At 58.6% G+C, this 24,312-nt stretch carries 22 protein-coding genes; 14 read left to right on the top strand and 8 right to left on the bottom strand.

Annotation, left to right across the window (positions count from 1 at the left end; translation table 11 throughout):
- The first annotated feature begins 4 nt into the window (after positions 1 to 4).
- The 5 genes from AC2FH9_RS12450 (at position 5) to AC2FH9_RS12430 (ending at position 5,758) form a co-directional block, all read left to right on the top strand.
- The gene (locus tag AC2FH9_RS12450) at positions 5 to 1,459 is read left to right on the top strand and encodes an NAD(P)(+) transhydrogenase (Re/Si-specific) subunit beta (protein WP_282021433.1); all 1,455 of its coding nucleotides are present in this window, start codon (positions 5 to 7) and stop codon (positions 1,457 to 1,459) included.
- A gap of 160 nt (positions 1,460 to 1,619) precedes the next feature.
- Entirely contained in the window at positions 1,620 to 1,976 is a 357-nt protein-coding gene (locus AC2FH9_RS12445) for a VOC family protein (RefSeq protein ID WP_142634943.1), read from the top strand.
- Positions 1,977 to 2,084: 108 nt separating this feature from the next.
- Positions 2,085 to 3,362, top strand: coding sequence for a DUF3422 family protein (locus AC2FH9_RS12440; protein ID WP_142634941.1), 1,278 nt, complete (start codon positions 2,085 to 2,087; stop codon positions 3,360 to 3,362).
- Positions 3,363 to 3,430: 68 nt separating this feature from the next.
- Positions 3,431 to 4,579 (top strand): MFS transporter, encoded by a 1,149-nt coding sequence (locus AC2FH9_RS12435; protein WP_496690867.1) that lies wholly within the window; start codon positions 3,431 to 3,433, stop codon positions 4,577 to 4,579.
- Between the two features lie 15 nt (positions 4,580 to 4,594).
- On the top strand, positions 4,595 to 5,758 hold the full coding sequence (locus AC2FH9_RS12430) for a M20 aminoacylase family protein (protein WP_496690866.1): 1,164 nt from the start codon (positions 4,595 to 4,597) through the stop codon (positions 5,756 to 5,758).
- A 28-nt stretch (positions 5,759 to 5,786) separates the two neighbouring features.
- Here AC2FH9_RS12430 and AC2FH9_RS12425 read toward each other — a convergent pair whose 3' ends face one another.
- Both AC2FH9_RS12425 and moaA read right to left on the bottom strand, forming a co-directional pair.
- Positions 5,787 to 7,097 carry a 3-deoxy-D-manno-octulosonic acid transferase gene (locus AC2FH9_RS12425; RefSeq protein ID WP_496871739.1) on the bottom strand — a complete coding sequence of 437 codons (1,311 nt, stop codon included), beginning with the start codon at positions 7,095 to 7,097 and terminating at the stop codon, positions 5,787 to 5,789.
- Between the two features lies 1 nt (position 7,098).
- Positions 7,099 to 8,106 (bottom strand): GTP 3',8-cyclase MoaA, encoded by a 1,008-nt coding sequence (gene moaA / locus AC2FH9_RS12420; RefSeq protein ID WP_142634932.1) that lies wholly within the window; start codon positions 8,104 to 8,106, stop codon positions 7,099 to 7,101.
- 90 nt (positions 8,107 to 8,196) lie between these two features.
- Here moaA and AC2FH9_RS12415 point away from each other — a divergent pair, with 90 nt between their 5' ends.
- Positions 8,197 to 8,613 carry a hypothetical protein gene (locus tag AC2FH9_RS12415; RefSeq protein WP_496750179.1) on the top strand — a complete coding sequence of 139 codons (417 nt, stop codon included), beginning with the start codon at positions 8,197 to 8,199 and terminating at the stop codon, positions 8,611 to 8,613.
- Here AC2FH9_RS12415 and AC2FH9_RS12410 read toward each other — a convergent pair.
- From AC2FH9_RS12410 to glmU, 4 genes are read right to left on the bottom strand one after another with little or no spacing between them, the layout of a single operon-like run.
- Entirely contained in the window at positions 8,601 to 9,290 is a 690-nt protein-coding gene (locus AC2FH9_RS12410; protein WP_496713049.1) for a DNA alkylation repair protein, read from the bottom strand. The two genes, AC2FH9_RS12415 and AC2FH9_RS12410, sit on opposite strands and share 13 nt — an antisense overlap.
- Positions 9,287 to 9,832: a pyridoxamine 5'-phosphate oxidase family protein gene (locus AC2FH9_RS12405; protein ID WP_496871737.1), complete on the bottom strand. Its 546-nt coding sequence runs from the start codon at positions 9,830 to 9,832 to the stop codon at positions 9,287 to 9,289. The genes AC2FH9_RS12410 and AC2FH9_RS12405 overlap by 4 nt, the downstream gene beginning before the upstream one ends.
- A 3-nt stretch (positions 9,833 to 9,835) precedes the next feature.
- Entirely contained in the window at positions 9,836 to 11,656 is a 1,821-nt protein-coding gene (glmS, locus tag AC2FH9_RS12400) for a glutamine--fructose-6-phosphate transaminase (isomerizing) (protein ID WP_496871735.1), read from the bottom strand.
- 3 nt (positions 11,657 to 11,659) lie between these two features.
- Positions 11,660 to 13,012: a bifunctional UDP-N-acetylglucosamine diphosphorylase/glucosamine-1-phosphate N-acetyltransferase GlmU gene (gene glmU, locus AC2FH9_RS12395; RefSeq protein ID WP_496871733.1), complete on the bottom strand. Its 1,353-nt coding sequence runs from the start codon at positions 13,010 to 13,012 to the stop codon at positions 11,660 to 11,662.
- Between the two features lie 134 nt (positions 13,013 to 13,146).
- On the opposite strand from glmU, the gene AC2FH9_RS12390 reads away from it, so the two are divergent.
- Together AC2FH9_RS12390 and AC2FH9_RS12385 are read left to right on the top strand one after the other, a co-directional pair.
- Positions 13,147 to 13,818: an HAD-IA family hydrolase gene (locus tag AC2FH9_RS12390; protein WP_142634920.1), complete on the top strand. Its 672-nt coding sequence runs from the start codon at positions 13,147 to 13,149 to the stop codon at positions 13,816 to 13,818.
- Between the two features lie 40 nt (positions 13,819 to 13,858).
- Positions 13,859 to 15,049 carry a DegT/DnrJ/EryC1/StrS family aminotransferase gene (locus AC2FH9_RS12385; RefSeq protein ID WP_496706480.1) on the top strand — a complete coding sequence of 397 codons (1,191 nt, stop codon included), beginning with the start codon at positions 13,859 to 13,861 and terminating at the stop codon, positions 15,047 to 15,049.
- Here AC2FH9_RS12385 and AC2FH9_RS12380 read toward each other — a convergent pair whose 3' ends face one another.
- Positions 15,050 to 16,120: a Hint domain-containing protein gene (locus AC2FH9_RS12380; protein ID WP_496871730.1), complete on the bottom strand. Its 1,071-nt coding sequence runs from the start codon at positions 16,118 to 16,120 to the stop codon at positions 15,050 to 15,052. It abuts the gene before it with no gap.
- A 176-nt stretch (positions 16,121 to 16,296) separates the two neighbouring features.
- On the opposite strand from AC2FH9_RS12380, the gene AC2FH9_RS12375 reads away from it, so the two are divergent.
- On the top strand, positions 16,297 to 17,460 hold the full coding sequence (locus tag AC2FH9_RS12375; protein ID WP_496871729.1) for an isovaleryl-CoA dehydrogenase: 1,164 nt from the start codon (positions 16,297 to 16,299) through the stop codon (positions 17,458 to 17,460).
- A 54-nt stretch (positions 17,461 to 17,514) separates the two neighbouring features.
- Here AC2FH9_RS12375 and AC2FH9_RS12370 read toward each other — a convergent pair whose 3' ends face one another.
- Positions 17,515 to 18,120: an OmpW/AlkL family protein gene (locus AC2FH9_RS12370; RefSeq protein WP_271950306.1), complete on the bottom strand. Its 606-nt coding sequence runs from the start codon at positions 18,118 to 18,120 to the stop codon at positions 17,515 to 17,517.
- Positions 18,121 to 18,256: 136 nt separating this feature from the next.
- Here AC2FH9_RS12370 and AC2FH9_RS12365 point away from each other — a divergent pair, with 136 nt between their 5' ends.
- The 5 genes from AC2FH9_RS12365 to AC2FH9_RS12345 are packed head-to-tail and all read left to right on the top strand — an operon-like array spanning position 18,257 to position 24,252.
- Positions 18,257 to 19,801 carry an AMP-binding protein gene (locus tag AC2FH9_RS12365; RefSeq protein ID WP_496871728.1) on the top strand — a complete coding sequence of 515 codons (1,545 nt, stop codon included), beginning with the start codon at positions 18,257 to 18,259 and terminating at the stop codon, positions 19,799 to 19,801.
- On the top strand, positions 19,798 to 20,289 hold the full coding sequence (locus tag AC2FH9_RS12360) for a hypothetical protein (protein WP_496871726.1): 492 nt from the start codon (positions 19,798 to 19,800) through the stop codon (positions 20,287 to 20,289). Before AC2FH9_RS12365 ends, AC2FH9_RS12360 begins: the two co-directional genes overlap by 4 nt.
- Positions 20,286 to 21,890 (top strand): carboxyl transferase domain-containing protein, encoded by a 1,605-nt coding sequence (locus AC2FH9_RS12355; RefSeq protein ID WP_496871724.1) that lies wholly within the window; start codon positions 20,286 to 20,288, stop codon positions 21,888 to 21,890. The genes AC2FH9_RS12360 and AC2FH9_RS12355 overlap by 4 nt, the downstream gene beginning before the upstream one ends.
- A 1-nt stretch (position 21,891) precedes the next feature.
- Positions 21,892 to 22,317, top strand: coding sequence for an ASCH domain-containing protein (locus tag AC2FH9_RS12350; RefSeq protein ID WP_496690855.1), 426 nt, complete (start codon positions 21,892 to 21,894; stop codon positions 22,315 to 22,317).
- A 3-nt stretch (positions 22,318 to 22,320) separates the two neighbouring features.
- Positions 22,321 to 24,252 carry an acetyl/propionyl/methylcrotonyl-CoA carboxylase subunit alpha gene (locus AC2FH9_RS12345; RefSeq protein ID WP_496871722.1) on the top strand — a complete coding sequence of 644 codons (1,932 nt, stop codon included), beginning with the start codon at positions 22,321 to 22,323 and terminating at the stop codon, positions 24,250 to 24,252.
- Positions 24,253 to 24,312: the final 60 nt, after the last annotated feature.

Raw genomic sequence — 24,312 nt, 5'->3', positions numbered from 1 at the left:
GCACATGGATTATGGCTTCACCACTGCCGCCTACGTTGTTGCGGCTGTTCTGTTCATCCTCTCGCTTGGCGGCCTTTCGAACCAGGAAAGCGCCAAGCGCGCTGTCTGGTATGGCATCGTCGGTATGGCGCTGGCGGTTTTCGCTACGCTGGTCGGCCCCGGTTCGGGCTTGTGGCTGCTGTCACTGCTGCTGATCATAGGTGGTGGTCTGATCGGTCAATATGTGGCGCAGCGCGTCCAGATGACCGAGATGCCACAGCTTGTGGCTGCGATGCATTCGCTGGTTGGTTTGGCGGCTGTGTTCGTGGGTTTCAACGCGCATTTTGAAATCAAGAATGTCGCCGAAGTTTTTGCGGTTGTTGATGCCGCCAAAGACGTCGACCTGTCCGACCTGGGCGCGTTTGCCAAGCTGATCGCCAAGAAGACAGCGGCAGAGCTGGCAATCCTGCACGTGGAACTGTTCCTGGGCATCTTCATCGGCGCGATCACCTTTACCGGTTCGGTCGTGGCTTATGGCAAGCTGGCTGGCAAGGTCACATCGACGGCAACCAAACTGCCCGGTGGTCACGCGCTGAATGCGTCTGCGGCGGGGCTCTCGCTGATCTGTCTGGTCTGGTACACGTCCACGGGCGGATTCCTGCCCCTGTTCCTGATGACGCTGGCCGCCTTGTTTATTGGTTATCACCTGATCATGGGCATCGGCGGTGCCGACATGCCGGTGGTTGTGTCGATGCTGAACAGCTATTCAGGCTGGGCGGCTGCGGCCATCGGCTTTTCGCTGGGCAACGACCTGCTGATCGTGGTCGGTGCGCTTGTGGGCTCGTCCGGTGCGATCCTCTCCTACATCATGTGTAAGGCGATGAACCGGCACTTTGTCAGTGTGATCCTGGGTGGCTTTGGTGGTCCGCAAGGTGAGCAGATGGCTGTCGAAGGCGAGCAGATTGCAATCGAGGCCGACGGTGTTGCCGCAGCCCTGAATGACGCCGACAGCGTGGTGATCATTCCGGGCTATGGCATGGCCGTCGCGCAGGCACAGCAATCGGTGTCCGAACTGGTTCGCAAGCTGCGGGCGCAGGGCAAGAATGTGCGCTTTGCGATCCACCCGGTTGCCGGTCGTTTGCCGGGCCACATGAACGTTCTGCTGGCCGAGGCCAAGGTGCCGTATGACATCGTTCTGGAAATGGACGAGATCAACGAGGACTTCCCGGAAACGGATGTTGCCATCGTCATCGGTTCGAATGACATCGTGAACCCTGCAGCACAGGAAGACCCCAACAGCCCCATCGCCGGGATGCCGGTTCTGGAATGCTGGAAGGCCAAGCAGGTGTTCGTGTCCAAACGTGGTCAGGGTACGGGGTATTCGGGTATCGAAAACCCGCTGTTCTTCAAAGAGAACACCCGCATGTTCTATGGCGACGCCAAAGCAAGCTTGGACAAGCTGCTGCCGATGATCGATTGATCTAAAGCCTTAACCAAAATGCAAAGGGCGCCTTCGGGCGCCCTTTTCTTGTTTGTCATGTTGGGGGCTTTGCCTCCAAGCCCCCAAGATTTTTCTGGCCAGATGAGGCGGGCGGAATGTGGTATCCTTGGGCTATTATAGAAAGACTAGGAGGTGCCCCATGGAAAAGGTCAACGGCATAGGTGGCGTGTTTTTTCGCGCCAGAGATCCGGAAGCGCTGCGGGATTGGTACGAGACCCATCTTGGCGTTCATCATTACGATCCCGTCCCCTGGAAGCAGCGCGAAGGCTATACGGTCTTTGCCCCGTTTGCGCAGGACACCGATTATTTTGGCCGCGCCGAGCAGCAGTGGATGATCAATTTTCGGGTTGATGATCTGTCTGCCATGACGACCCAGTTGCAAGCCGCAGGCATTGCCGTCGAGACCAATCCGGAATGGGATAGCGAGGTTGGAAAATTCGCACGTATTCACGACCCTGAGGGCAACCCAATCGAACTGTGGCAGCCAAATCAATGACATAAGGGGTTTGTATACCGTAGTATCCATGTAAGTTATTGAAATAAAAAGATAATTGATGTATTTTTGAACTGTCGTATAGTGCGCCGGACAACGCCGGAGCATTCAATGACGCCGATCGACGATCATCCATTGCGCTATTCGCTGGCCAACGAGTTGCATGCGCGCCCGTTTCCCGTGGCCTCGACGCCATGCACCGTTGCGTTTTTGGCCATCAAGAAACCCGTGGCGGCGGTAGCGAGGGACCGGAGCGAAGACATTGCCCATCTGGTCAATCTTCTGGACCGTCACGGTGCGCAGCACCCGCAGCCGGACGCGACGCATTACGCGGGTCAGATCGGGCGTCACTGGCTCAAGTGGGAGCAGCACACGGAATTTGTGACCTATACGGCGATCACCCGGAATGTCAGTGACCGGGCCTTCAACCCCGCTGATTTTGAAGCTTTCCCACCTGATTGGCTGATGGCCAGCCCGGGCCAGAGGATAACCTCGGCCATGGTTCGGGTGACTGAAAGACCAGATGATGAGGCGGTAAAAGCCGCGCTGGCCGAATGGTTCGAACCCGAAAGCCTTGCGGTTGCGCGCGTGCTGGATGATGCTGCGATTTGTGCCAGTGACTTTCGGATTGATCCGGCTGGGCATATGCGCTTCGCGCTCTTCGTGACCAAGGGAACAGGACAGCGCCGAACCGGGCGCATCATCCAGCGCCTGTGCGAGATCGAAACCTACAAAGCCATGTCCATGTTGGGCTTTGCTCGAATCAAGCAACTGATGCCGAAAATCGGAGAGCTGGATGGAAAGTTGACCCGGCTTATGGGGCAGATGACAGATAACTCGGCGCATCCTGACGAACTACTGCCCGATCTGCTGTCAACATCCATCGAATTGGAAACACTTTCTGCCCGATGCGCATTTCGCTTTGGGGCTACCGGGGCCTATGAGGCCATCGTGAACCAACGGATCGAGGTATTGCGCGAGGAAAGGTTCGAGGGCCGTCAGTCCTTTGCCGATTTCATGATGCGCAGGTATGAGCCCGCAATTCGGACAGTGAAAGCCACGGAAAGTCGGCTGCAGACCTTGTCCGACCGGGCGATCCGGGGGGGTGAGTTGCTGCGGACCCGGGTAGATGTGGAACGCAGCGCCCAGAATCAGGCCTTGCTGGAAAGTATGGACCGCCGTGCTGATCTGGCCCTGAGGTTGCAGCACACAGTCGAGGGGCTTTCCGTGGTGGCGATTAGCTATTATGCGGTCTCACTGGCCAGCTATCTGTTGTACCCGTTGACCGCCACCGGGATCAGCAAGGGGATGCTGACCGCGGCGGCAACCTTGCCGGTTGTCCTGTGTGTCTGGCTGGGTATCAGGCATATACGAAAGCGGTTGGCCTAATCCGCGTTTGCTAAACCTTCCCTAGGCTGTAGAACTGACAGGGGCGGGCGCGGAGCAAAGGAAAATACGTGATCGGAATTATGGCCGCTTGGCGGGCCGTGGCGGCCATGTTCATTTTGAACGGCGCTTTGTTCGGGATCTGGGCCTCGCGTATTCCCGCAGTCAGGGATCACCTGGACCTGTCGCACGAAGCGCTTGGCTACGGCTTGCTGTTCATGGCGGCTGGGGCTGTGTGTTCGTTCCCGGTTACCGGACGTCTGACAGATCGGTTCGGGGCTGTGGTGATCACACGGATCATCGCCATTCTTTATACCGCATCCCTTATCTTGCTGGCCTTTGCCGGAAGCTTTTGGGCATTGGCGTTTTTCCTGTTCGTATTCGGGGCCTTCCACGGCTCAATGGATGTGGCGATGAACGCCTGGGCAGCAGAGGTTGAGCGCGCTTATGACAGGCCCGTTATGTCGTCTTTTCACGCGATGTGGAGCCTGGGGGCCGGTCTGGGAGCGCTGAGCGGATTTGGTGCGATACAGATGGGCCTGACGGTGTCACAGCACTTTTTACTGGCCGGTGGCATCGTAGTTGGGCTGACACTGGCTCTGTCCCGTGTGCAGTGGAATTCGCACCGTGTTGTGGCCGCGGGCGGGGCGATATTTGCACTTCCGTCGGGTGCGTTGATACTTGTCGGATTTATTGCCCTGTGCGGGGCATTGGGTGAAGGGGCCGTCGCGGACTGGAGCGCGATTTTCCTGCGGGATGTGACTGGTGCGCCCGAAAGCGTCGCAGCGCTGGGATATGCAGTCTTTTCGGTGACAATGGTCGCGTTCCGTCTGGTGGGTGGTGTCGTGATCGCGCGGTTCGGACCAACCGCGACGGCCCGTTTCGGAGGGGTATGCGCCGCTTTGGGGGTGCTGGCTGTGGTATCGGCCTATGATGCCGGGATTGCTCTGGTTGGGTTTGGACTGATGGGGCTTGGATATGCAGTGATCATGCCGCTTGCGTTCAGCAGGGCGGCAAATGATCCGCATGTCCCGCCTGGTCAAGCCATCGCCAGCGTGGCCACATTAGGGTATGGCGGGTTGTTGATTGGCCCGCCCCTTATTGGGTTTCTGGCAGAGATGCTTACATTGCGTCTTGCATTCATGGCCTTGCTGCCGCTGGCTGTTTTCATTGTCCTGTTGTCAGGCGCGTTGCGTCCCGGTGACAGCGACGAACGATGATTTTGGGAGATACACATGCCGATCAAAAACCGGTTCGCAGAACTGCAGAGTGAAATCACGGAATGGCGGCGTGATATCCACCAAAATCCAGAGATCCTGTTTGAAACCCATCGCACCAGTGCGCTGGTGGCGGAAAAGCTGAAAGAGTTCGGCTGCGATGAGGTGGTAACCGGAATTGGCCGAACGGGCGTGGTGGGTGTGATCAAGGGCAAGGCGGACACGGGCGGTAAGGTTATCGGTTTGCGTGCCGATATGGATGCGCTGCCGATCCATGAGGCGACCGGATTGGACTATGCCTCGAATACCGATGGGGCGATGCACGCCTGCGGCCATGATGGTCATACTGCGATGTTGTTGGGGGCGGCGAAATACCTTTCGGAAACGCGGAATTTTGACGGGACAGTGGTGGTCATTTTCCAACCTGCCGAAGAAGGTGGCGGCGGTGGTCGTGAGATGTGTGAAGACGGGATGATGGATCGCTGGGGCATTCAGGAAGTATACGGAATGCATAACTGGCCCGGCCGTCCGGTGGGCAGTTTCGCCATCCGTCCTGGCGCGTTTTTCGCAGCTACTGATCAGTTCGACATCGTTTTCGAAGGCAAAGGCGGCCACGCAGCCAAGCCGCACGAAACCGTGGATACAACTGTGATGGCGGCGCAGGCGGTTCTGGCGCTCCAGACCATCGCGGCGCGAAACGCTGACCCGGTGGATCAGGTGGTTGTTTCGGTGACCTCCTTCGAAACCTCTTCAACCGCATTCAACGTGATCCCTCAGACTGTAAAGCTGCGCGGTACGGTCCGTACAATGAGCCGGGACATGCGGGATATGGCCGAAAAGCGCGTGACCGAGATCTGCACCGGAGTGGCCGCCACATTTGGAGGAGCGGTTGAGGTGACCTATTACCGGGGATATCCGGTAATGGTGAACAGCGATGATCAAACCGATTTCGCAGCCCAGGTGGCGCGGTCGGTCTCGGGCGATTGTGACCAGGCACCGCTGATCATGGGCGGCGAGGATTTCGCCTTTATGCTCGAAGAGCGTCCGGGTGCCTATATTTTGGTGGGTAATGGGGACACCGCAGCAGTTCACCATCCCGAATATAACTTCAACGATGAGGCTATCCCTGCAGGATGCAGCTGGTGGGCCGAAATCGTGGAGCAAAGGATGCCAGCGGCGTGATCCCAAGGGGCAGGCAGGTGCTCTGCCCCTAAACGCCGGTGGTCTTCAGGCCAAGCCGGTCGCACAGGGTCTCGACAATGGAATCGAGCGCGGATTTCTGCGTGTTGACGCAGGATTTTGCGGCATCGCGCGCTGTATCCAGCGCGTCCTGATCGCTGAGCCAAACCGCGACCGCGTCTGCCAGGGCCTGCGCCGAGTTCACCTCAACCGCGCCACCGGTTTCGATGAGCGGCGCAAAGGTCTCGGCAAAGTTGAAGTATCCGGGACCGGTTATTACCGCCGCCCCAGCCTGCGCGGGTTCGAACGGGTTATGGCCGCCGATCTCGTGCAGCGAACCGCCCAGAAATACGATTGGGCACAGCGCATACCACGTGCCCGTCTCGCCCAGTGTGTCGGCAACAAAGACCTGTGTTTCAGTTTCGATCCGCCCCTCCGATGTTCGGAAAACTGCGGATTGACCGGCCTGTTTCAACAGCGCGGCCACATCCTGTCTGCGTTCGGGGTGGCGCGGGATCAACAACAGCAGCAGGTCGGGCCAACGTTCCAGCAATTTTGCATGGGCAGCCAGAACGATTTCTTCTTCTCCGGCATGGGTCGAGCTGGCGATCCACACAGGACGCCCTGCAATCTGGGTCTGAATATCTTCCAACACAGAATTATCGACCGGAAGCGGATCGGACATCGCTTTGAGGTTGGTTCCCGGTTGCACGCGGTCCGCCACAGCCCCCATGTCCACCAGATTAGCGGCGGTTTTGCCATTCTGGGTCAGGAACAGGCTGAAATTGTCCAAAATGAATCGTGCGGTTTGTGGACGTTTTTTCCAACCTTCGACGGATTTATCTGAAAGGCGCGCATTCAACAGGGCCAGAGGGATTCCCCGTCCAGCCGCGTCAACGATCAGGCGTGGCCAGATTTCGCTTTCGACAAATACTCCGGCTTCGGGGCGCCAGTGATCCAGAAATCGCCGGACCGGCCCTGCGGTGTCCAGCGGCGGATACTGGTGTCGCGTACGGGGTGGCATCCGTTTTTCGATCAGCGCCGCCGAAGTTGGGGTGCCCGAGGTAACCAGGAACTGGGCATCCGGCAGGCGTTCACCCAGCCGTTTGATCAGGCTGATGACCGACAGGGTTTCCCCCACACTTGCAGCGTGGAACCAGATCAATCGGCCCTTGGGGCGTGGTAGGCTGGCATGGCCGAGCCTTTCATGCTGGCGAATTGTCGGGACATCTGCCGCCAGGAGTTTCTTGCGCACGGTGCGCCAAGCCAAAGGTGCAGCAACGGCGGTCAGGCTGCAATACAAACGGTAAAGCAGCGTCGGCTGGCCAGAGGGGGCGGTCATGTCAGCCGCCCGTATGGCTCATATGGCGGCTCATCTTGCCGTCGACCGCCTGGCGGGAATAGTCGAAGTCGTGGCCTTTGGGCTTAAGATTTATCGCCGCGCGGATGGCCTGTTCCAGCGGCGCCTCGGTATCGAGATGATCTCGCAGGGGGGCACGCAGATCGGCCATATCCTCTTGCCCCAGACACATATACAGCTCACCCGTACAGGTCAGGCGGACGCGATTGCAGCTTTCGCAGAAATTATGCGACAGCGGTGTGATAAAGCCGATCTTCTGGCCCGTTTCTTCAAGCCGCGCATATCGCGCTGGTCCACCAGTGCGTTCTGCCAGATCGGAGACGGTATAGTGGCTTTCATATTCCTTGCGGACATCCTTGAGCGACCAGTACTGATCCAGACGGTTCTCGTTCCCGATATCGCCCATCGGCATCACCTCGATCCAGGTCAGATCCATGTCGCGCTCAGCGCACCATTGGGTGATTGTTGGAAGTTCGGCCTCGTTGAAACCCTTCAGGGCCACAGCGTTGATCTTGACCCGCAGGCCAGCCTTTTGGGCAGTATCAATTCCGTTCAGAACCTGTTTCAACCGGCCCCAACGGGTGATCTGGCTGAATTTCTCATCATCCAACGTGTCCAGCGACACATTCACCCGGCGCACGCCCGCCGCATAGAGATCGTCAGCAAAGCGGTGCAGTTGCGAGCCATTGGTTGTCAGCGTCAGCTCTTTCAACGCGCCGCTGTCCAGATGCCGGGTCATGGCATTGAAGAATGACATGATGTTTCGGCGGACCAGCGGCTCGCCCCCGGTGATGCGCAGCTTTTCCACGCCCATCTTCACGAAGGTCGTGCACATACGGTCCAGCTCTTCCAGCGTCAGCAGGTCCTTTTTCGGCAGGAACTTCATGTCTTCGGACATGCAGTAAACACAGCGAAAATCACAGCGATCCGTAACGGAGACGCGGAGATAGGTGATGGCACGTGCGAACGGGTCGATAAGCGGAGCTGTCATGCGTCATACGTAAAGCGGCGACTGGCCTGCGACAAGCCTGAACTGTGCTTTGTGCTGGCACAGTCCTGTGAGGGGGGCTAAGTTCAGGCCATGAAATACGCTCTGCTGACCATTTGTATCCTTGTTGCAGGCTGTGACACTGTCCGCTCGACAACTGATCGAGTTTTCGGTCGCGACAAACCTGCGGCTGAACCAGAGGTCGCCGCGGAAGCTGACGTCACCGAATCCGTTCCGGTCCCCGCAACCGCCGCTGGTTGGGTTGGCGCCAAGACCACCATTGCCAGCTTGGGTGATCCGACAACGCCTGGACGCTGGATGGAAACGCCTTTGGTCGAGACAGAGTTCACAGGACGTGTTGTTGTGCCCAGAACAGGGGCGCAGGCCTATATCACGCTGGTCCCGGCCCGTGGGCCCGAAAGCGGCGGCAGCAGGCTGTCGCTGGATGCAATGCGGGCGCTGCTTTTGCCTTATGACGAACTTGTCGAGCTGGAAGTTTATTCCAACTGACCTTTCAGATATTTGCCAGCTTCACGCCGGGCAAAGGGCTTCATGGCCGCACTATGGTCGCGCAGAAAGTTAACCACTCGGTCCGCGTCATGTTTCGACAGCTCGCGCAGCCACCATGCGATTGCTTTCTGGATGAACCAGTCACGGTCGGGCACATAGCCCGCTGCCCAGCCAAGAATACGGTCGCGCCGGTTCAGGTCTTCTGGCTTGGGGTGGTTCTGCTTGGTCCAAGGCAGGGTGGCCACCAGCGCGGCGCGCCGTGTCCACATGTGGTCTGACGCTGTCCAGCTTTCGACCTGTTCCAACCGCGCCGGGTCCGCAGACAAGCGTTTCTGCATCGCCATACAGGCGTGATCTGCCACCGCCCAGGCGTCGAAATCTGGTAACCAGCTTTGCAGCAGGTCCCAAGCAGCCTCATCGGGGCGGATACGGGCTTGGGTTAGCAACTTGGCTGCGGCCAGACGGCCCTCATGGATATCGGTCTGCCAGAGGGCGTCAGCCAGATCCACCCGCGCAGCAACGTCCAGTTCCTGTCGCCATAGTTTGCTCAGGTCGTTCAGAACCGGATTTGCAACGCCCAGATAGAGGCGTTCGACCTTGTGATAAGCCGCCATCTGCACGGCGCGCTCTGGGTCGGCATGGGCCCGGATCTGGTCAAGATAGGTGACGGGCGTCATAGGTCCGCAGCGCGTGTTGGCTTGCCGTCGATCGTCTGATGGTTCCGCTCAACCCAATAATCGCGGATATCGTCATCGGACTTACCGTCGACCCATTTCTGCATCGTGTCCCGTTCGGACTGGTATTCCATGAACGGTACGGCATATCCGCAAGAGGTCTGAACCATGTCAATCGCAAGGTCATAGATCTGGCGGGCGCTGCGGTGGTCGGGAAACAGCCCGGCCAACGCGTCCCAGCCCTCGTCCCCGGCATGCAATGTACGCGCGGTGCCATAGGTCCGCAGGATCAGCGGGCGTGTGGTGAAGGAACACCACATGAGGGTCATGCGATTGACCTCCAGCAAATGTCCGGCGGTTTCATTGCCACTGCCGGTCAGGTTCATCCAGACAATCCGATTGGGCCCCAGTACCTGCAGCGAGTCCATCCCTTTGGGAGAGATATTGACCCGTCCTTCAGGTCCGGCGGTGCCGACGAAGAACAGATGCTGATCCTCGATAAACTTGCGATGGGCGTCATCCAGCGCCGGAAATTTCTTGGACATGTGTCACTCCACCGTTACGGATTTCGCCAGATTGCGCGGCTGGTCCACATCCGTACCCTTGGCCACCGCCGTATGATAGGCCAGCAACTGAGCGGGCACCGAATAGAGGATCGGTGCAAGGCTGGGGTGCACATGCGGCATGCGGATCGTGCTCCAGACCCCGTCTTCGGCCTCGGCGATGCCGTCATCATCGGACACCAGGATGACTTTACCCTTGCGTGCCATGACCTCTTGCATATTCGACACGGTTTTGTCGAACACCGTGTCTCGCGGGGCCAGAACCACCACGGGCATGTGTTTATCGATCAGGGCAATGGGGCCGTGCTTTAGCTCACCCGAAGCATAACCTTCGGCATGGATATAGCTTATTTCCTTGAGTTTCAGCGCCCCTTCCATCGCCAGCGGGTACATCAGGCCGCGTCCCAGAAACAGAACATCGCGCGCCTCGGACAAGCGCTGGGCGGATTTCCTGATGGCCCGGTTCTGATCCAACGCGGTGTTCAGCACCGAAGGCAGCCCGCGCAACGCGGCGGCGTGATCGGCAAGTTCCTCGTCGCTCAACGTGCCACGGTCCGCAGCAGCCTTGAGCGCCAGCATCAGCAACACGCTCAGCTGACAGGTGAAGGCTTTGGTCGAGGCGACGCCGATCTCGACCCCGGCATGGATCGGCAGGGCGATGTCGCTTTCACGTGCGATCGAGCTTTCTGGAACATTGACGACTGAGACGACCTTGTCCGCTTTGCCGTCGCAATACCGCAGGGCGGCCAGCGTGTCGGCGGTTTCACCCGATTGGCTGACAAACAGCGCCATAGTGCGTTCCGGGATCGGAGGTTCACGATAGCGAAATTCGCTGGCGATATCGACTTCGACCGGTATTCTGGCAAGTTGCTCGAACCAGTATTTGGCGGTCAAACAGGCGTAGAAAGCAGTCCCGCAAGCGACCATCGTCAAACGGTCCAGCTTGGTGAAATCCAGATCCCCCGGCAGAACGACCTGATCACCGGCGGCGGGCAGGTAGGACCGGATCGCCTCGGCAACCACAATCGGCTGTTCCGCGATTTCCTTGGCCATGAAATGCTTGTGCCCGGCCTTGTCAGCGCGGCTGTGATCCACTTTGATCTTGCGGGTTTCGCGATTGGCAAGCTCACCTGCTTCGTTGCGGATTTCCAGCGATGTGCGAGTCAGAACCGCACGGTCACCTTCTTCCAGATAGGTGATGCGATCCGTCAGCGGCGCTAGAGCGATGGCGTCCGAGCCGACAAACATCTCTCCGTCCCCGTGCCCGATTGCCAGTGGCGAGCCTTTGCGCGCGGCTACGATCAGGTCATCTTCGCCGTCAAACAGAAAGGCCAGGGCAAATGCGCCGACCAACCGGTCGATGGTATTATAGGCGGCCTCAACCGGGGACAGCCCTGATTTGAGGTAATGTTCCGCCATCAGGGCGACGGTTTCCGTATCGGTTTCGGTTTCGAACCCGATCCCGTGTTCCGCCAGCTCTGTCCGCAGCTCCCGATAGTTTTCAACGATGCCGTTGTGAACAACGGCAACCGGCCCGGCCCGGTGGGGATGCGCATTCGAAACTGTCGGCGCGCCATGGGTGGCCCAGCGGGTATGGCCGATACCGGATTTACCCGGAAGCGGGTCATGCACCAGCAGGTCGCTGAGGTTTACCAGCTTGCCTACAGCCCGACGCCGACCCAGGGATCCGCCATTGACCGTAGCAATGCCTGCACTGTCATACCCCCTGTATTCCAGCCGTTTTAGGGCCTCGACCAGGATAGGGGCAGCTTCGTGCTTGCCCAATACGCCTACAATCCCACACATCTGTCAGGCTCCTTTGTCGCGACGAGCCTTCTTCGCCGTCAACATGTCAAACAATTTACGCGCATAACCGGGCTTGTTGTCCTGCTTGGCGCGCGCAACGGCCAAAGCATCCGCTTCCACATCGCGCGTCACCACGGTTCCGGTGGCCGTCATCGCGCCGTCACCAATGGTGACAGGTGCCACCAACATGGTGTTCGATCCGACAAAGACGTTCTGGCCGATGGTCGTTTGGTGCTTCATCACGCCATCATAGTTGCAGGTGATCGTGCCCGCGCCGATATTTGTCGCCGCCCCAACCGTTGCGTCCCCGATATAGCTGAGATGGTTGACCTTGGCGCCTTCGGCGATTTCAGCATTCTTGATTTCAACAAAATTTCCGACGCGGGTGTTTTCTGCCAGCTCAGCGCCGGGGCGCAGGCGGGCATAGGGGCCGACGATGGCGCCGCGGCTGACATGGCAGCCCTCAAGATGCGAAAACGCGCGGATCGTTGCACCGCTTTCCACCGTGACACCGGGGCCAAAGACCACGTTGGGTTCGATCACCGTATCGCGGCCAATGACGGTATCAGCGGCCAGATAGACGGTTTCCGGCGCCATCAGCGTGACCCCCAAATCCAGCAGTTCGGCGCGGGCACGGGCCTGAAAAACCGCATCCGCAGCGGCCAGGTCAACGCGTGAGTTCACACCCAGCGTCTGTGCCTCGTCACAGGCGACTGCGGTGACATTCAGGCCACGGGATCGGGCGATTGCCACGACATCCGGCAGGTAATATTCACCGGCGGCATTGTCATTTCCCACGCTGTCGATCAGCGAAAACAGTAATTCAGCGTTACAGGCCAAAAGACCAGAGTTACAAAGTGTTATATCGCGCTCTTTATCCGAGGCGTCTTTGTATTCGACGATGCGTTCAAGGGCCTGTCCGTTCATGACCAACCGGCCATAGCGTGCAGGATCTGCGGCCTCAAAACCCAGAATAACCAGATCGTTCTTGGCCCGTGCTTCGATCATACGTTCCAACGTATCGGGTTGCAAAAAGGGCGTGTCCCCGTACAGAACAACCACGTCGCCGTTGAAACCCTGCAGCGCTTCGCGCGCCTGTGCGACAGCATGGGCGGTGCCCAGCTGTTCGGCCTGAATGGCGATTTGTGCGGTCTCGTCCTCGGCCAGGGTTGCTTTGGCAACGGCTTCGGACCCGTGCCCGGTGACAATGACGGTCCGCTCGGGCGACAGAACAGCACCAGCGCGCATGGCATGGACCAGCATAGGCGCCTGAGCAATCGGGTGCAGGACTTTCGGGATATCCGAATTCATCCTGGTGCCTTTACCGGCAGCAAGGATGACAAGGGCGATACTCATGAAATCGTTTTCTCTTTGTGTTTTGTTGCAGTCCGTTTTATCCGCTGAGGGTAAAGTCGCAAGCGGTTCAGCCATCAAACTAGATTGCCGTTTGCAACAAGACGTGGCGAAAACCCGCCGAGGCAGGAGGCGTAATGCGAACAGTCATCTTTGATCTGGACGGGACACTGGCGGATACTTCCGGGGATTTGCTGGAGGCCGCAAACCATTGTTTTCGCGATATGGGGCACGGCGATGTGCTGGTCCACGGGCAGGATGCTGGTATTGCTTTGCGTGGTGGGCGGATGATGCTGACCCACGGTTTGAAGCGGGTTGGGGCCTATGACGAGCAGGCTGTTCACGCTTATTACCCGATGCTTTTAGAAGCGTACTCGGAGGCGATTGACACCCATACCCGGTTTTATCCAGGCGCGCTGGACGCGGTTGGAAAGTTGAAAGAGGCCGGCTATGGCGTTGGTATCTGCACTAATAAACCCGAGGCTCTGGCACATCAGTTGCTGACCCAAATGGGTGTGCGCGACCGGTTCGGCTCACTCGTCGGTGCGGATACTTTGCCGGTTCGCAAACCCGATCCGGAGCCCCTGCGTGAAGCTGCCCGCCGGGCCGGCGGACACCCGGATCTGTGCGTTCTGATCGGGGATTCCGACACCGACCGGAATACGGCGCGTGCTGCAGGTGTACCTTCGGTGCTTGTAACATTCGGGCCATCTGGCGACGACATGGCTGCGCTGAAACCCGAAGCGCTGTTGCATCATTTTGATGACCTGCCGAAACTTGTTTTTGATTTGGTCGGAGCTGCAGCCTGACCCCTTGACCCCGGCCCATCGCGGCCGCAAGAGCGAAAAGATGACTGAGAAGTTTACTGGCAATTTCACCCAGCAGGAACCAATCCCGGATGAGGCGATCGAGGCGGCTCTGGCCGTTTTGCGTCATGGCCGGCTGCACAGATATAACGTGTCGCCCGGCGAACTGGCCGAGACCGCCCTGTTAGAACAGGAATTTGCCGCGCAGACCGGCGCAAAATATTGTCTGGCGGTCTCCTCGGGCGGCTATGCACTGGCGACAGCATTGCGCGCGATAGGGGTGCAGCCCGGAGATACGGTTCTGACCAACGCTTTCACCCTGGCGCCGGTGCCGGGGGCGATTGCCTCGATCGGAGCCAAGCCGGTATTTGTCGGTGTGACCGAAGCGCTGACGATTGATCTGGATGATCTCGAAAGCAAACTGGATCAGTCTGATGTGCTGATGCTCAGCCATATGCGCGGGCATCTGTGCGACATGGATCGGTTGATGCAAATCTGCGATGCCGCCGGTGTGGCTGTGATCGAAGATTGCGCGCACACGATGGGCGCCGCATGGTGCGGGCAAAAATCCGGACGGCAGGGCGTTATCGGGTGTTATTCCTGCCAGACCTACAAGCACATAAATTCCGGTGAAGGCGGGTTGTTGATCACCGATGACGAGGAACTGGCTGCCAAGGCGACGGTCCTTTCAGGATCCTACATGCTGTATGAGCGCCACCTTGCAGCGCCGGGCCCAGAGGTGTTCGAGCGGATCAAGTACACCACGCCCAACGTCTCAGGGCGCATGGACAATTTGAGGGCCGCGATCCTTAGGCCGCAGCTTCGCAATCTGGAACAACAGATTGACCGGTGGAATGAGCGCTATGTCGAGATCGAAAAAGGGCTGCGCGGCACGCCGGGACTTACCATTGTCGAACGGCCCGAGGCGGAAACTTATGTGGGCTCGTCTATTCAGTTCTTGCTGCTGGACTGGTCACCCGAACGGATTGCTCTTGTGATGCAGCGCTGCGCGGCGCGTGGTGTGGATCTGAAATGGTTCGGCGGAGCAGAGCCCACCGGGTTTACCTCGCGCTATGACAGTTGGCGATATGTGGAAAGCGCGCCTCTGCCTGCGAGTGACCGCATTTTGACCGGGATCATGGATATGCGAGTGCCATTGACTTTTTCACTGGATGATTGCCGGTTGATCGCACGGATCATTCGCTCCGAAGTCGGCGCGGTGTTCCAGTCCTGATCACATTACCTGTGACTCGAGCGGGGATTTTTGGTTCTTCCGCAGCCGCTCGACCAGTCTTTTTTGCAGCCGAATTTCAGGGATCGGATAAGACGGCACCGTATTCTTGGCTTCCAGCAGATTCGGAAAGATCATTTGGATTTCTTCGCGGGCCTGCGCCGTAACGGATGCCAGCGACGTGTCGGTCAGCAACAGGCTTTCGCTCGGGGCGCCATTTGCAAAAACGATTTCGTGGTTGTCGAACAGCAGGTGGTAATACACAACCTGATCAAGGCTGTTGTCTATCTCGATTCCCGGCAATTCCGACAGCTTGATGGCCGCGACCAGCACATCCGGCGATCCGAACATGCGCTGCGCCACCGCCGAAGAGATTTGCATTCTGTGCTGCCGGGAAACCAATAGATCCTGTTTCGGCAAACCGTCCCCCAATGCGGATTTCGCGATTCGAACCGGATTCAGGTTTGGATTGATTGCCAGATCGGTTGCCGAAAGATGCCGCTGTCCGATCCATCTGACAGGTTTCAGCCCCGATCGGGTCAGCACAAGATCACCTTCACGCAAGGTTTCAACGGGACGTTCCCCGAATTCCGTCTCGATCAGGGTGCCCTGACAAAAACACACCAGTAACTCGATGTTATCGACAATGGCGCCAAGGCTATCATTAGGGCCAAGTTCGGAAAGGCGCAGGGTATAGTCACCGGCGGAAGGGAAATCGACCTGCATGGTGAATGTGGAAAAGCTGTTCGCAGTCGGCAGAACAGTCATCGAGGCGATAACGACGCCGTTGCTGTCCAGAATCTCGACGGTAAATCCTTCGCTGCCTGCATTCGAGTTAGATGCCGTCCTAAGTGCGGAATCCAGACTAAGCTCGCCGGATTTGGGGTCATCCAGCGTAAAGGTTTGCTCCATCACCGTGACTTGGCTTGCGTTGCCATCCATTTCGGCCACACGATTCGATGAACCATTCCCGAGATAGGCACCTTCAGTGTGGTCAGCTTCGATATCCGTACCAGACCAATTTGCGGAACCGCTATTAAAAGTACCATTTACGATGACATTGGTTGGGGCCATTCGCAGAATCCTAGAAGCAAAAAACCTTAACGGCTTTGGCGATCTAATCGTCGAGTATGGTGAATTTGTGACGCTCCGGATCGGCTCGCGGGTGAACCTTTTTCGGTCAGCGCTTGACCCGGGTTCATGGTCATGGCAGATTATTTGAACAATCGTTCATTTACTGGGAGAGTTCGATGTTCACGGCGGCCATGCAATTCGATCTGGGTGAAGATGTGAACGCACTGCGTGAAATGGTGCATCGCTGGGCGCAAGAGCGGGTGAAGCCGATGGCCGCGAAGGTCGATGCCTCGAACGCGTTTCCCAATGAGCTTTGGCGCGAGATGGGCGAATTGGGCCTGCTGGGAATTACAGTGTCCGAGGAATATGGTGGCGCGGCCATGTCCTATCTGGCCCATACCGTCGCAGTCGAAGAATTGGCGCGGGCCTCTGCCTCAATCTCATTGTCATACGGGGCGCATTCAAACCTGTGCGTCAATCAGATCAAGCTGAACGGCAGCCCCGAGCAAAAGGCGAAATATCTGCCTCGGTTGATTTCCGGCGAACATGTGGGCGCGCTGGCCATGTCTGAGGCGTCCGCCGGATCAGACGTCGTTTCGATGAAGCTGAAGGCGGAAAAGCGCAACGACCACTACCGGCTGAACGGAAGCAAATACTGGATCACGAACGGGCCGGACGCGGATACTCTGGTCGTTTACGCCAAGACGGATCCTGATGCTGGATCCAAAGGGATCACCGCCTTTCTGGTCGAAAAAGAGATGACGGGCTTTTCCACGTCGCCCCATTTCGACAAGCTGGGCATGCGCGGATCAAACACGGCGGAATTGATTTTCGATGACGTCGAGGTGCCCTTTGAAAATGTTCTGGGCGAGGAGGGTAAGGGTGTCGCGGTTCTGATGTCAGGGCTGGATTACGAACGCGTCGTGCTCGCCGGGATCGGAACCGGAATCATGGCCGCCTGTCTGGACGAAGTCATGCCGTATTTGGCCGAGCGCAAGCAGTTCGGCAAACCGATTGGCAGCTTTCAGCTGATGCAAGGCAAGATTGCTGACATGTACACGGCCATGAATTCTGCCCGGGCTTATGTCTACGAGGTCGCCAAGGCCTGTGACCGTGGGGATGTGACCCGGCAAGATGCGGCAGCGTGCTGTCTGTATGCTTCGGAACAGGCCATGACGCAGGCCCATCAGGCAGTTCAGGCTATGGGCGGCGCGGGGTTCCTGTCGGATTCGCCGGTCAGCCGCATATTCCGCGACGCCAAGCTGATGGAAATCGGCGCCGGTACCAGCGAAATCCGCCGGATGCTGATCGGACGGGAACTGATGAACGAAATGCTCTGAGCAAAAAAAAACGCCCCGCCGACGAGGGAACGGCAGGGCGTTCTGTGTAAAGGATCAGAAGCGGTGAACGTAGGATACGCCGACCAGCCAAGGATCGATTTCAGCGGTGCCGATATCGGTGCCATTCAGTTTGACGTCCGAGTCGATGTCGAACCAGCGTACGTTCAAACGCACGGCGCCTTTTTCGGTGACCATATAGTCCAGACCGGCCTGCAGTGCGAGGCCGACCGAGTTGTCGAGTTCGAGATCACCCAGAGCCGATTTTTCGTCGAAGAAGATGGTATAATTGATACCCGCACCGACATAGGGTTTCCAGACCGAGTTGGTCGGGAAGTGATAGTTCAGCGACAGTGTGGGCGGCAGGTGTTTGACGGTCCCAGCGTCGAGGCTGCCACCCAGTGTGACCTCATGGCTGAACGGTGTGGCGGCCAGCAGCTCGATACCCAGATTATCCCGAACGAAATACTCGGCAGTAAAGATCGGGCGTGTGTCGGAATCGACATCTGCATCCAGCCCGGCGAGGGACCCATTGTCGGATTTCGGGTCGAGATAGCCGACACCGACACCAACGGTCCAGTCGCCCTGATTTTGGGCGAAAACGGGCGCAGCAAACGCGACGAGCGCGGTCGAAAGAGTCAAAGCGGCGAGTTTCTTGGTCATTTTACGGCCTTTGGATTTGTTGATGACCGGGTTTTGCATGAAGCAAAGCCCGCCGACTCTGATCTGCATCAAATTCCCGTGACCGTCTTTGGTGGCTCGATTCAGAAAAGAACGAGAAAAACAAAGGGTTTCGGTAATGTGTCCCGCTGAAAGCATACCTGGTTTGCATCAGGGTGGGGGCTGGGACCTGCCGGACCGGTTGAACATGGCGCGGCAATGCTTGGAACAGCCCCTAGAGCAGACGGCGATCATCGACCTGACCGGGGGTGAGGGCAAGGTCGTCACGTTTGCACAACTCGGACGCTTGGCCGATGACATCGCACTCGCCTTGCTCGATCGGGTGCGGCCTGGGGATCGCGTTGGAGTACTGCTCAGCCAGTCACCCGGCTGCGCGGCGGCGCATCTTGCGATCTGGAAGATCGGCGCGATTTCGGTGCCTTTGTTTAAATTGTTCAAACATGACGCGCTGGCCTCGCGTGTCGCGGATGCAGGGGCGCAACTGGTGTTGACAGACGCAGAGGGTGCTGCGCTGCTGGGGGATTTGGCCGTACCGGTTCGGGTCGATCAGATAGCTCCGTCTGATGATCCGGTGCCCTTTGCGGATACCGGCCCCGAGGATCCGGCAGTTCTGATCTATACTTCCGGCACCACGGGCAGCCCCAAAGGCGCGCTGCATGGGCATCGGGTTTTGACCGGCCATTTGCCGGGGGTCTCGATCAGCCACAACCATCTGCGCGAAGGTGACTGTCTGTGGACGCCCGCCGACTGGGCATGGATTGGCGGGTTGTTCGATGTGTTGATGCCAGGGCTGGCGCTGGGCATTCCCGTTGTGGCGGCCCGGCTTGAGAAATTCACCCCAGAGGCCTGTGTGGATGTTATCGCACGTGGCGGGGTACGGAACGTGTTCTTTCCGCCTACCGCATTGCGGATGCTCAAGGCCACGGATCAGGCGATCCCCGGTCTGCGCTCGGTCGCTTCCGGAGGGGAGCCGCTGGGTGCCGAGATGTTGGAATGGGGGAAGCAGGCGTTCGGCCTGACGTTCAACGAATTCTACGGCCAGACCGAATGCAACATGGTGGTGTCTTCCTGCGCTCAGGATTTTCCCGTGCGCCCGGGTTGCATCGGTAAACCGGTTCCGGGGCATGAAGTTGCAGTGATCGACCAGGATGGCCAGCCCACAGATCAAGAGGGCGACGTGGCCATCCGCCGAGGCTCGGCCTCGATGCTGCTGGAATACTGGAACCGGCCTGAGGCCACGGCCGAGAAGTTCCGCGGCGATTGGCTGATCACCGGAGATCGCGGCGTGTGGGAGGGTGAGTACTTACGCTTTGTTGGCCGCGATGACGATGTGATCACTTCCGCCGGGTATCGCATCGGCCCCGCCGAGATCGAGGATTGCCTACTGACCCACCCGGCGGTGGCGACAGTTGGTGTGGTCGGCAAGCCCGATCCGTTGCGGACCGAGATCGTGAAGGCGTATGTGGTGTTGAAACCGGGAGCCACGGTTGCGGAGCGAGAGTTGCAGGATTGGGTCAAAGACCGTCTGGCGCAGTATTCCTATCCGCGCGAGGTGGCGTTTCTGGAGGAACTGCCGATGACTGTGACGGGGAAAGTGATCCGGAAGGAATTGAAGGCGCGGGCGGCGGGGGAAACTGAAACGCAGAAGAGGCCGAAATCATGAGTAAGATGTTTTGGCCGGGGTTGGTTGCACTGCTAATTTCCGCGGCGGCCCTTGAGGCGGACGAAAGCATGGGGCAAGCTTTGGAGCCGGTCATAGGTGTCGAAAACTGGTTGGATGGGTGTACGCAACTTAGCAAAACGACGGTGATGTCTGTTCCAAAAATGACGTTGGATATGGATTGTGTTGCATCTGCCTTGGATTATTGCACAAATAATCAGGAAAACTCCTACCAGGACATTTGTCACGAGATTTTAATTGAGCACATTCGTCTCAGAAGTGCAGAAATTTCGGGGAATTTACCAGCGAACCCAAACCTCAAGGGTTTCAAGCGCTCCTCTTATGCGAATGCGCGGCGGCGAACTTCCGAAGATTTTCAAACGAAATGCGAAGCCGACATGTCTGAAAATGAATGCCTATTGTTAGATGCTACTATGAAGTGGCTGAACTTGCGATTGGTCGAACGGCTTTTGGAGGGTAAACACCAATGAAACTCACATCCAAAGCCATGCCCGCCTCTGAGGGTTTCAAAGCAAACCGCGCGGCCCATCTCGACGCGCTGGCGCAGATCTCTGCCGCTGCTGAAGCGGCTCGTATGGGGGGCGGCGAAAAGTCCCGCGCGCGGCATGAATCGCGGGGCAAGATGCTGCCCCGGCGCCGGGTTGCGAACCTGCTGGACCCGGGGTCCCCGTTTCTGGAAATCGGCGCGACGGCGGCGCATGGGATGTATGGTGATGCCGCGCCAAGCGCTGGTGTGATTGCGGGCATTGGCCGGGTGCTGGGGCGCGAGGTCATGGTGGTTTGCAACGACGCCACCGTGAAGGGCGGCACTTATTATCCGATGTCGGTCAAGAAACACCTGCGCGCGCAGGAGATTGCCGAGGAAAGCCAACTCCCCTGTATCTATCTGGTCGACAGCGGCGGGGCGAACCTGCCCAACCAGGATGAGGTCTTTCCCGACCGCGACCACTTTGGCCGCATCTTCTATAATCAGGCCCGAATGAGTGCCAAAGGAATCCCTCAGATCGCGGTGGTCATGGGTTCGTGTACGGCGGGCGGGGCCTATGTGCCCGCGATGTCGGATGTGACGATCATCGTCAAAGATCAGGGCACGATCTTTCTGGCCGGTCCGCCCTTGGTCAAAGCCGCGACCGGAGAGGTTGTCAGCGCCGAGAATCTGGGCGGTGGCGACGTCCATACCCGTCTGTCCGGCGTGGCCGATTACCTGGCTGAGGACGACGCCCACGCGCTGGCCTTGGCGCGGCAAGCGGTGGGATCGTTAAACCTGCGCAAGCCGCGGACCGTGGATTGGGCCAGCCCCGAAGATCCGGCCTATGACCCCGAGGAAATTCTGGGCGTTGTCCCCGCCGATCTACGCACGCCCTATGATATCCGCGAGGTGATCGCGCGGCTGGTCGATGGCTCGCGCTTCGACGAATTCAAACCGCGCTTCGGTGAGACATTGGTGACCGGATTTGCCCATGTAAAAGGTTGCCCCGTCGGGATCATCGCCAACAACGGCGTCCTGTTTTCCGAGGCCGCCCAAAAGGGCGCGCATTTTGTCGAGCTGTGCTCGCAACGCAAAATCCCGCTGGTCTTCCTGCAAAATATCACCGGCTTTATGGTGGGCCGCAAATACGAAAACGAAGGCATCGCGCGGCACGGGGCAAAGATGGTGACAGCCGTTGCCACGACCTCGGTGCCCAAGATCACCATGCTGGTGGGCGGCTCGTTCGGGGCCGGGAACTATGGCATGGCGGGGCGGGCCTATCAGCCCAGGTTCCTGTGGACTTGGCCGAACTCGCGTATTTCTGTAATGGGGGGCGAGCAGGCGGCGGGCGTGCTGGCCACCGTCAAACGAGACGGGATCGAGCGGCAGGGTGGCAGTTGGTCGGCTGAGGAAGAGATCGAATTCAAGCGCCCAACATTGGATATGTTCGAGGAACAATCTCACCCACTCTATGCCTCGGCGCGCCTATGGGACGACGGCATCATCGACCCGCGCAAAAGTCGCGATGTTCTGGCCTTGTCGCTGAGTGCCGCCCTGAATGCCCCGATTGAGGAGACACGTTTCGGCGTGTTCAGGATGTAAGATGAACGTTTCTTTGAATGATGTCATGGCCCGCTATCCGGGTGCTCAGACTTTCAAGTTTGGTGACAACGCAACGTTGAGCGCAGAACTTTTGGCCTTAGTGCGTGCAGGAAGGAAAACAGCAACCTGCGGTGCTTTGCGAGACTATCCCGAAGGCAGTGCTGATACTCCGGTCGTTGGGCGGCGCGATATCGCTTTGGACTGGGATGGCCGTCCCGCGCTGGTGATCGAAACGATTGAGGTAACGACCTGCCGATATTGCGATGTGACCGAGGATTTTGCGCTGGCCGAGGGCGAGAATGAGACGCTTGAAGGATGGCGCGAAGATCACCGCCGGTATTTCGAGCGAAACGGCGGGTTTGATCCCGAAATGGAATTGCTCTGCGAGCGGTTCCGACTTGTCGAAGATCTCGGGGTTGAGGGGTAAGCCATGTTCAGCAAAATCTTGATTGCCAACCGGGGTGAGATTGCCTGTCGGGTGATGGAAACGGCTCAGAAAATGGGTGTGTCCTGTGTTGCAGTGTATTCGGACGCGGACGCCTCGGCCAAGCATGTGCAAATGGCGGATGAGGCGGTGCATATCGGTGGAGCGGCCCCGGCGGACAGCTATTTAAAGGGTGATGTGATCATTCAGGCAGCGTTGGATACAGGCGCGCAGGCGATCCACCCCGGCTATGGGTTTCTGTCTGAAAACCCCGGTTTCGTTGACGCGGTTGAGGCTGCGGGTCTGATCTTTATCGGGCCCTCGGCGGATGCGATCCGCAAGATGGGCCTCAAAGACGCGGCAAAAGTGTTGATGGAGCAGGCGGGCGTGCCCGTGGTTCCGGGTTATCACGGCGATAACCAAGACCCTGATCATCTGGCGGGCGCGGCCCAGACCATCGGCTATCCAGTGCTGATCAAAGCCGTTGCGGGGGGCGGCGGCAAGGGGATGCGGCTGGTAGAGCACCCCGAAGACTTTACTGAGGCTCTAGACAGTGCGCGGGGAGAGGCAAAAACCGCCTTTGGCAACGATGCCGTTCTGGTCGAAAAATTCGTATCCAAGCCCCGGCATATCGAGGTGCAAGTGTTCGGCGATGGCACCCAAGCGGTGCATCTGTTCGAACGCGATTGTTCGCTGCAACGGCGGCACCAGAAAGTGATCGAAGAGGCCCCGGCTCCTGGAATGACAACTGAAATGCGTGAGGCCATGGGGCAGGCGGGCGTGCGCGCCGCCGAGGCGATTGGCTACAAGGGCGCAGGCACGGTTGAGTTCATCGTCGATGCCTCGGACGGGCTGCGCCCGGATCGGTTCTGGTTCATGGAGATGAACACGCGCTTGCAGGTGGAACACCCCGTGACCGAGGCGATTACCGGCGTTGATCTGGTCGAATGGCAGTTGCGAGTCGCTTCGGGTGAGGCGTTGCCAAAAACGCAGGATGACCTGACGATCAACGGGCATGCGTTCGAAGCCCGGCTTTACGCCGAGGACGTGCCCAAAGGGTTTCTGCCCGCAACAGGTACGCTGACACATCTGCGCTTTCCTGCGGAATGCCGCGCCGATAGCGGAGTGCGGTCCGGCGATACAATCAGCCCCTGGTACGATCCGATGATTGCCAAGGTCGTGGTGCATGGCCCGACGCGTGCGGTGGCGCTGGAAAACCTGCACCGGGTTCTGCGGCGGACCGAGGTTGCCGGGACGGTCACGAATCTCTCGTTTCTTGGCGCGCTGACCCGGCACCCTGGATTTGCGGCGGGCGATGTCGATACCGGGCTGATCGGTCGGGATATCGACGGGCTGGTCCGAACTTCTGACGCGGGCGCGCGCTTGATTGTTGCAGCAGCCATGACGGCGCTTGATCTGGTCGAGACCGGGCCCGACACGGGTTTCAGCCTGTGGGCGCCGCTGCACCGGGCCGTCCAGTTGAAGTGCGATAGCGAGCTCATTGATCTAGACGTACAGGTCGAAGGACCTGACCGGCAGGTCTGGCAGATCAAGGACACAACGGTTCTGGCGCAACGGCGCAATGGAGGCTGGTACATAGATGACCGCCCGATGCCGCCCGTGGCACTGGCTGATGCGACAATCACAGTATTCGATGACTATGGGCAAGTGTTTGAGCATGTCGATCCGCTGGATCGCGATGCAAGCGCCTTGGGCGATACGAATGTGGTCGAGGCGCCGATGCCCGGTCTGGTCAAGGCCATGTTCGCCACCGTAGGGCAAGCCGTCTCAGAAGGTGATCGACTGGCCATTTTGGAAGCGATGAAAATGGAACATTCCTTGCTGGCCGCCCGCGATGGCGTGATCGCCGAGGTGCTGGCCGAAACCGGCGCTCAGGTCGAGGCCGGCGCGGCGCTGGTCCGGCTGGAGGAGGAATGATCTGTCCCGCTGCGCCGCAACGTGGCACAGTCGGGACAACACGGCATAACGGGAGGCGAA

The organism is Ruegeria sp. CDSC081 (genome assembly GCF_059610485.1).
The sequence above is the reverse complement of the archived record's forward strand: the minus strand, read 5'-3'. Positions and strand labels throughout refer to the sequence as shown.

What these genes read in the sequence shown, in the direction of transcription:
- AC2FH9_RS12385 (WP_496706480.1), top strand. Translation starts at nt 13,859, where the DNA reads ATGACTGAGAAGTTTACTGGCAATTTCACCCAGCAGGAACCAATCCCG.
- AC2FH9_RS12415 (WP_496750179.1), top strand. Translation starts at nt 8,197, where the DNA reads ATGAAATACGCTCTGCTGACCATTTGTATCCTTGTTGCAGGCTGTGAC.
- glmS (WP_496871735.1), bottom strand. Translation starts at nt 11,656, where the DNA reads ATGTGTGGGATTGTAGGCGTATTGGGCAAGCACGAAGCTGCCCCTATC.
- AC2FH9_RS12405 (WP_496871737.1), bottom strand. Translation starts at nt 9,832, where the DNA reads ATGTCCAAGAAATTTCCGGCGCTGGATGACGCCCATCGCAAGTTTATC.
- AC2FH9_RS12450 (WP_282021433.1), top strand. Translation starts at nt 5, where the DNA reads ATGGATTATGGCTTCACCACTGCCGCCTACGTTGTTGCGGCTGTTCTG.
- AC2FH9_RS12345 (WP_496871722.1), top strand. Translation starts at nt 22,321, where the DNA reads ATGTTCAGCAAAATCTTGATTGCCAACCGGGGTGAGATTGCCTGTCGG.
- AC2FH9_RS12375 (WP_496871729.1), top strand. Translation starts at nt 16,297, where the DNA reads ATGTTCACGGCGGCCATGCAATTCGATCTGGGTGAAGATGTGAACGCA.
- glmU (WP_496871733.1), bottom strand. Translation starts at nt 13,012, where the DNA reads ATGAGTATCGCCCTTGTCATCCTTGCTGCCGGTAAAGGCACCAGGATG.
- AC2FH9_RS12390 (WP_142634920.1), top strand. Translation starts at nt 13,147, where the DNA reads ATGCGAACAGTCATCTTTGATCTGGACGGGACACTGGCGGATACTTCC.
- AC2FH9_RS12370 (WP_271950306.1), bottom strand. Translation starts at nt 18,120, where the DNA reads ATGACCAAGAAACTCGCCGCTTTGACTCTTTCGACCGCGCTCGTCGCG.
- AC2FH9_RS12365 (WP_496871728.1), top strand. Translation starts at nt 18,257, where the DNA reads ATGTGTCCCGCTGAAAGCATACCTGGTTTGCATCAGGGTGGGGGCTGG.
- AC2FH9_RS12355 (WP_496871724.1), top strand. Translation starts at nt 20,286, where the DNA reads ATGAAACTCACATCCAAAGCCATGCCCGCCTCTGAGGGTTTCAAAGCA.
- AC2FH9_RS12360 (WP_496871726.1), top strand. Translation starts at nt 19,798, where the DNA reads ATGAGTAAGATGTTTTGGCCGGGGTTGGTTGCACTGCTAATTTCCGCG.
- AC2FH9_RS12350 (WP_496690855.1), top strand. Translation starts at nt 21,892, where the DNA reads ATGAACGTTTCTTTGAATGATGTCATGGCCCGCTATCCGGGTGCTCAG.
- AC2FH9_RS12430 (WP_496690866.1), top strand. Translation starts at nt 4,595, where the DNA reads ATGCCGATCAAAAACCGGTTCGCAGAACTGCAGAGTGAAATCACGGAA.
- AC2FH9_RS12410 (WP_496713049.1), bottom strand. Translation starts at nt 9,290, where the DNA reads ATGACGCCCGTCACCTATCTTGACCAGATCCGGGCCCATGCCGACCCA.
- AC2FH9_RS12425 (WP_496871739.1), bottom strand. Translation starts at nt 7,097, where the DNA reads ATGACCGCCCCCTCTGGCCAGCCGACGCTGCTTTACCGTTTGTATTGC.
- AC2FH9_RS12440 (WP_142634941.1), top strand. Translation starts at nt 2,085, where the DNA reads ATGACGCCGATCGACGATCATCCATTGCGCTATTCGCTGGCCAACGAG.
- AC2FH9_RS12380 (WP_496871730.1), bottom strand. Translation starts at nt 16,120, where the DNA reads ATGGCCCCAACCAATGTCATCGTAAATGGTACTTTTAATAGCGGTTCC.
- moaA (WP_142634932.1), bottom strand. Translation starts at nt 8,106, where the DNA reads ATGACAGCTCCGCTTATCGACCCGTTCGCACGTGCCATCACCTATCTC.
- AC2FH9_RS12445 (WP_142634943.1), top strand. Translation starts at nt 1,620, where the DNA reads ATGGAAAAGGTCAACGGCATAGGTGGCGTGTTTTTTCGCGCCAGAGAT.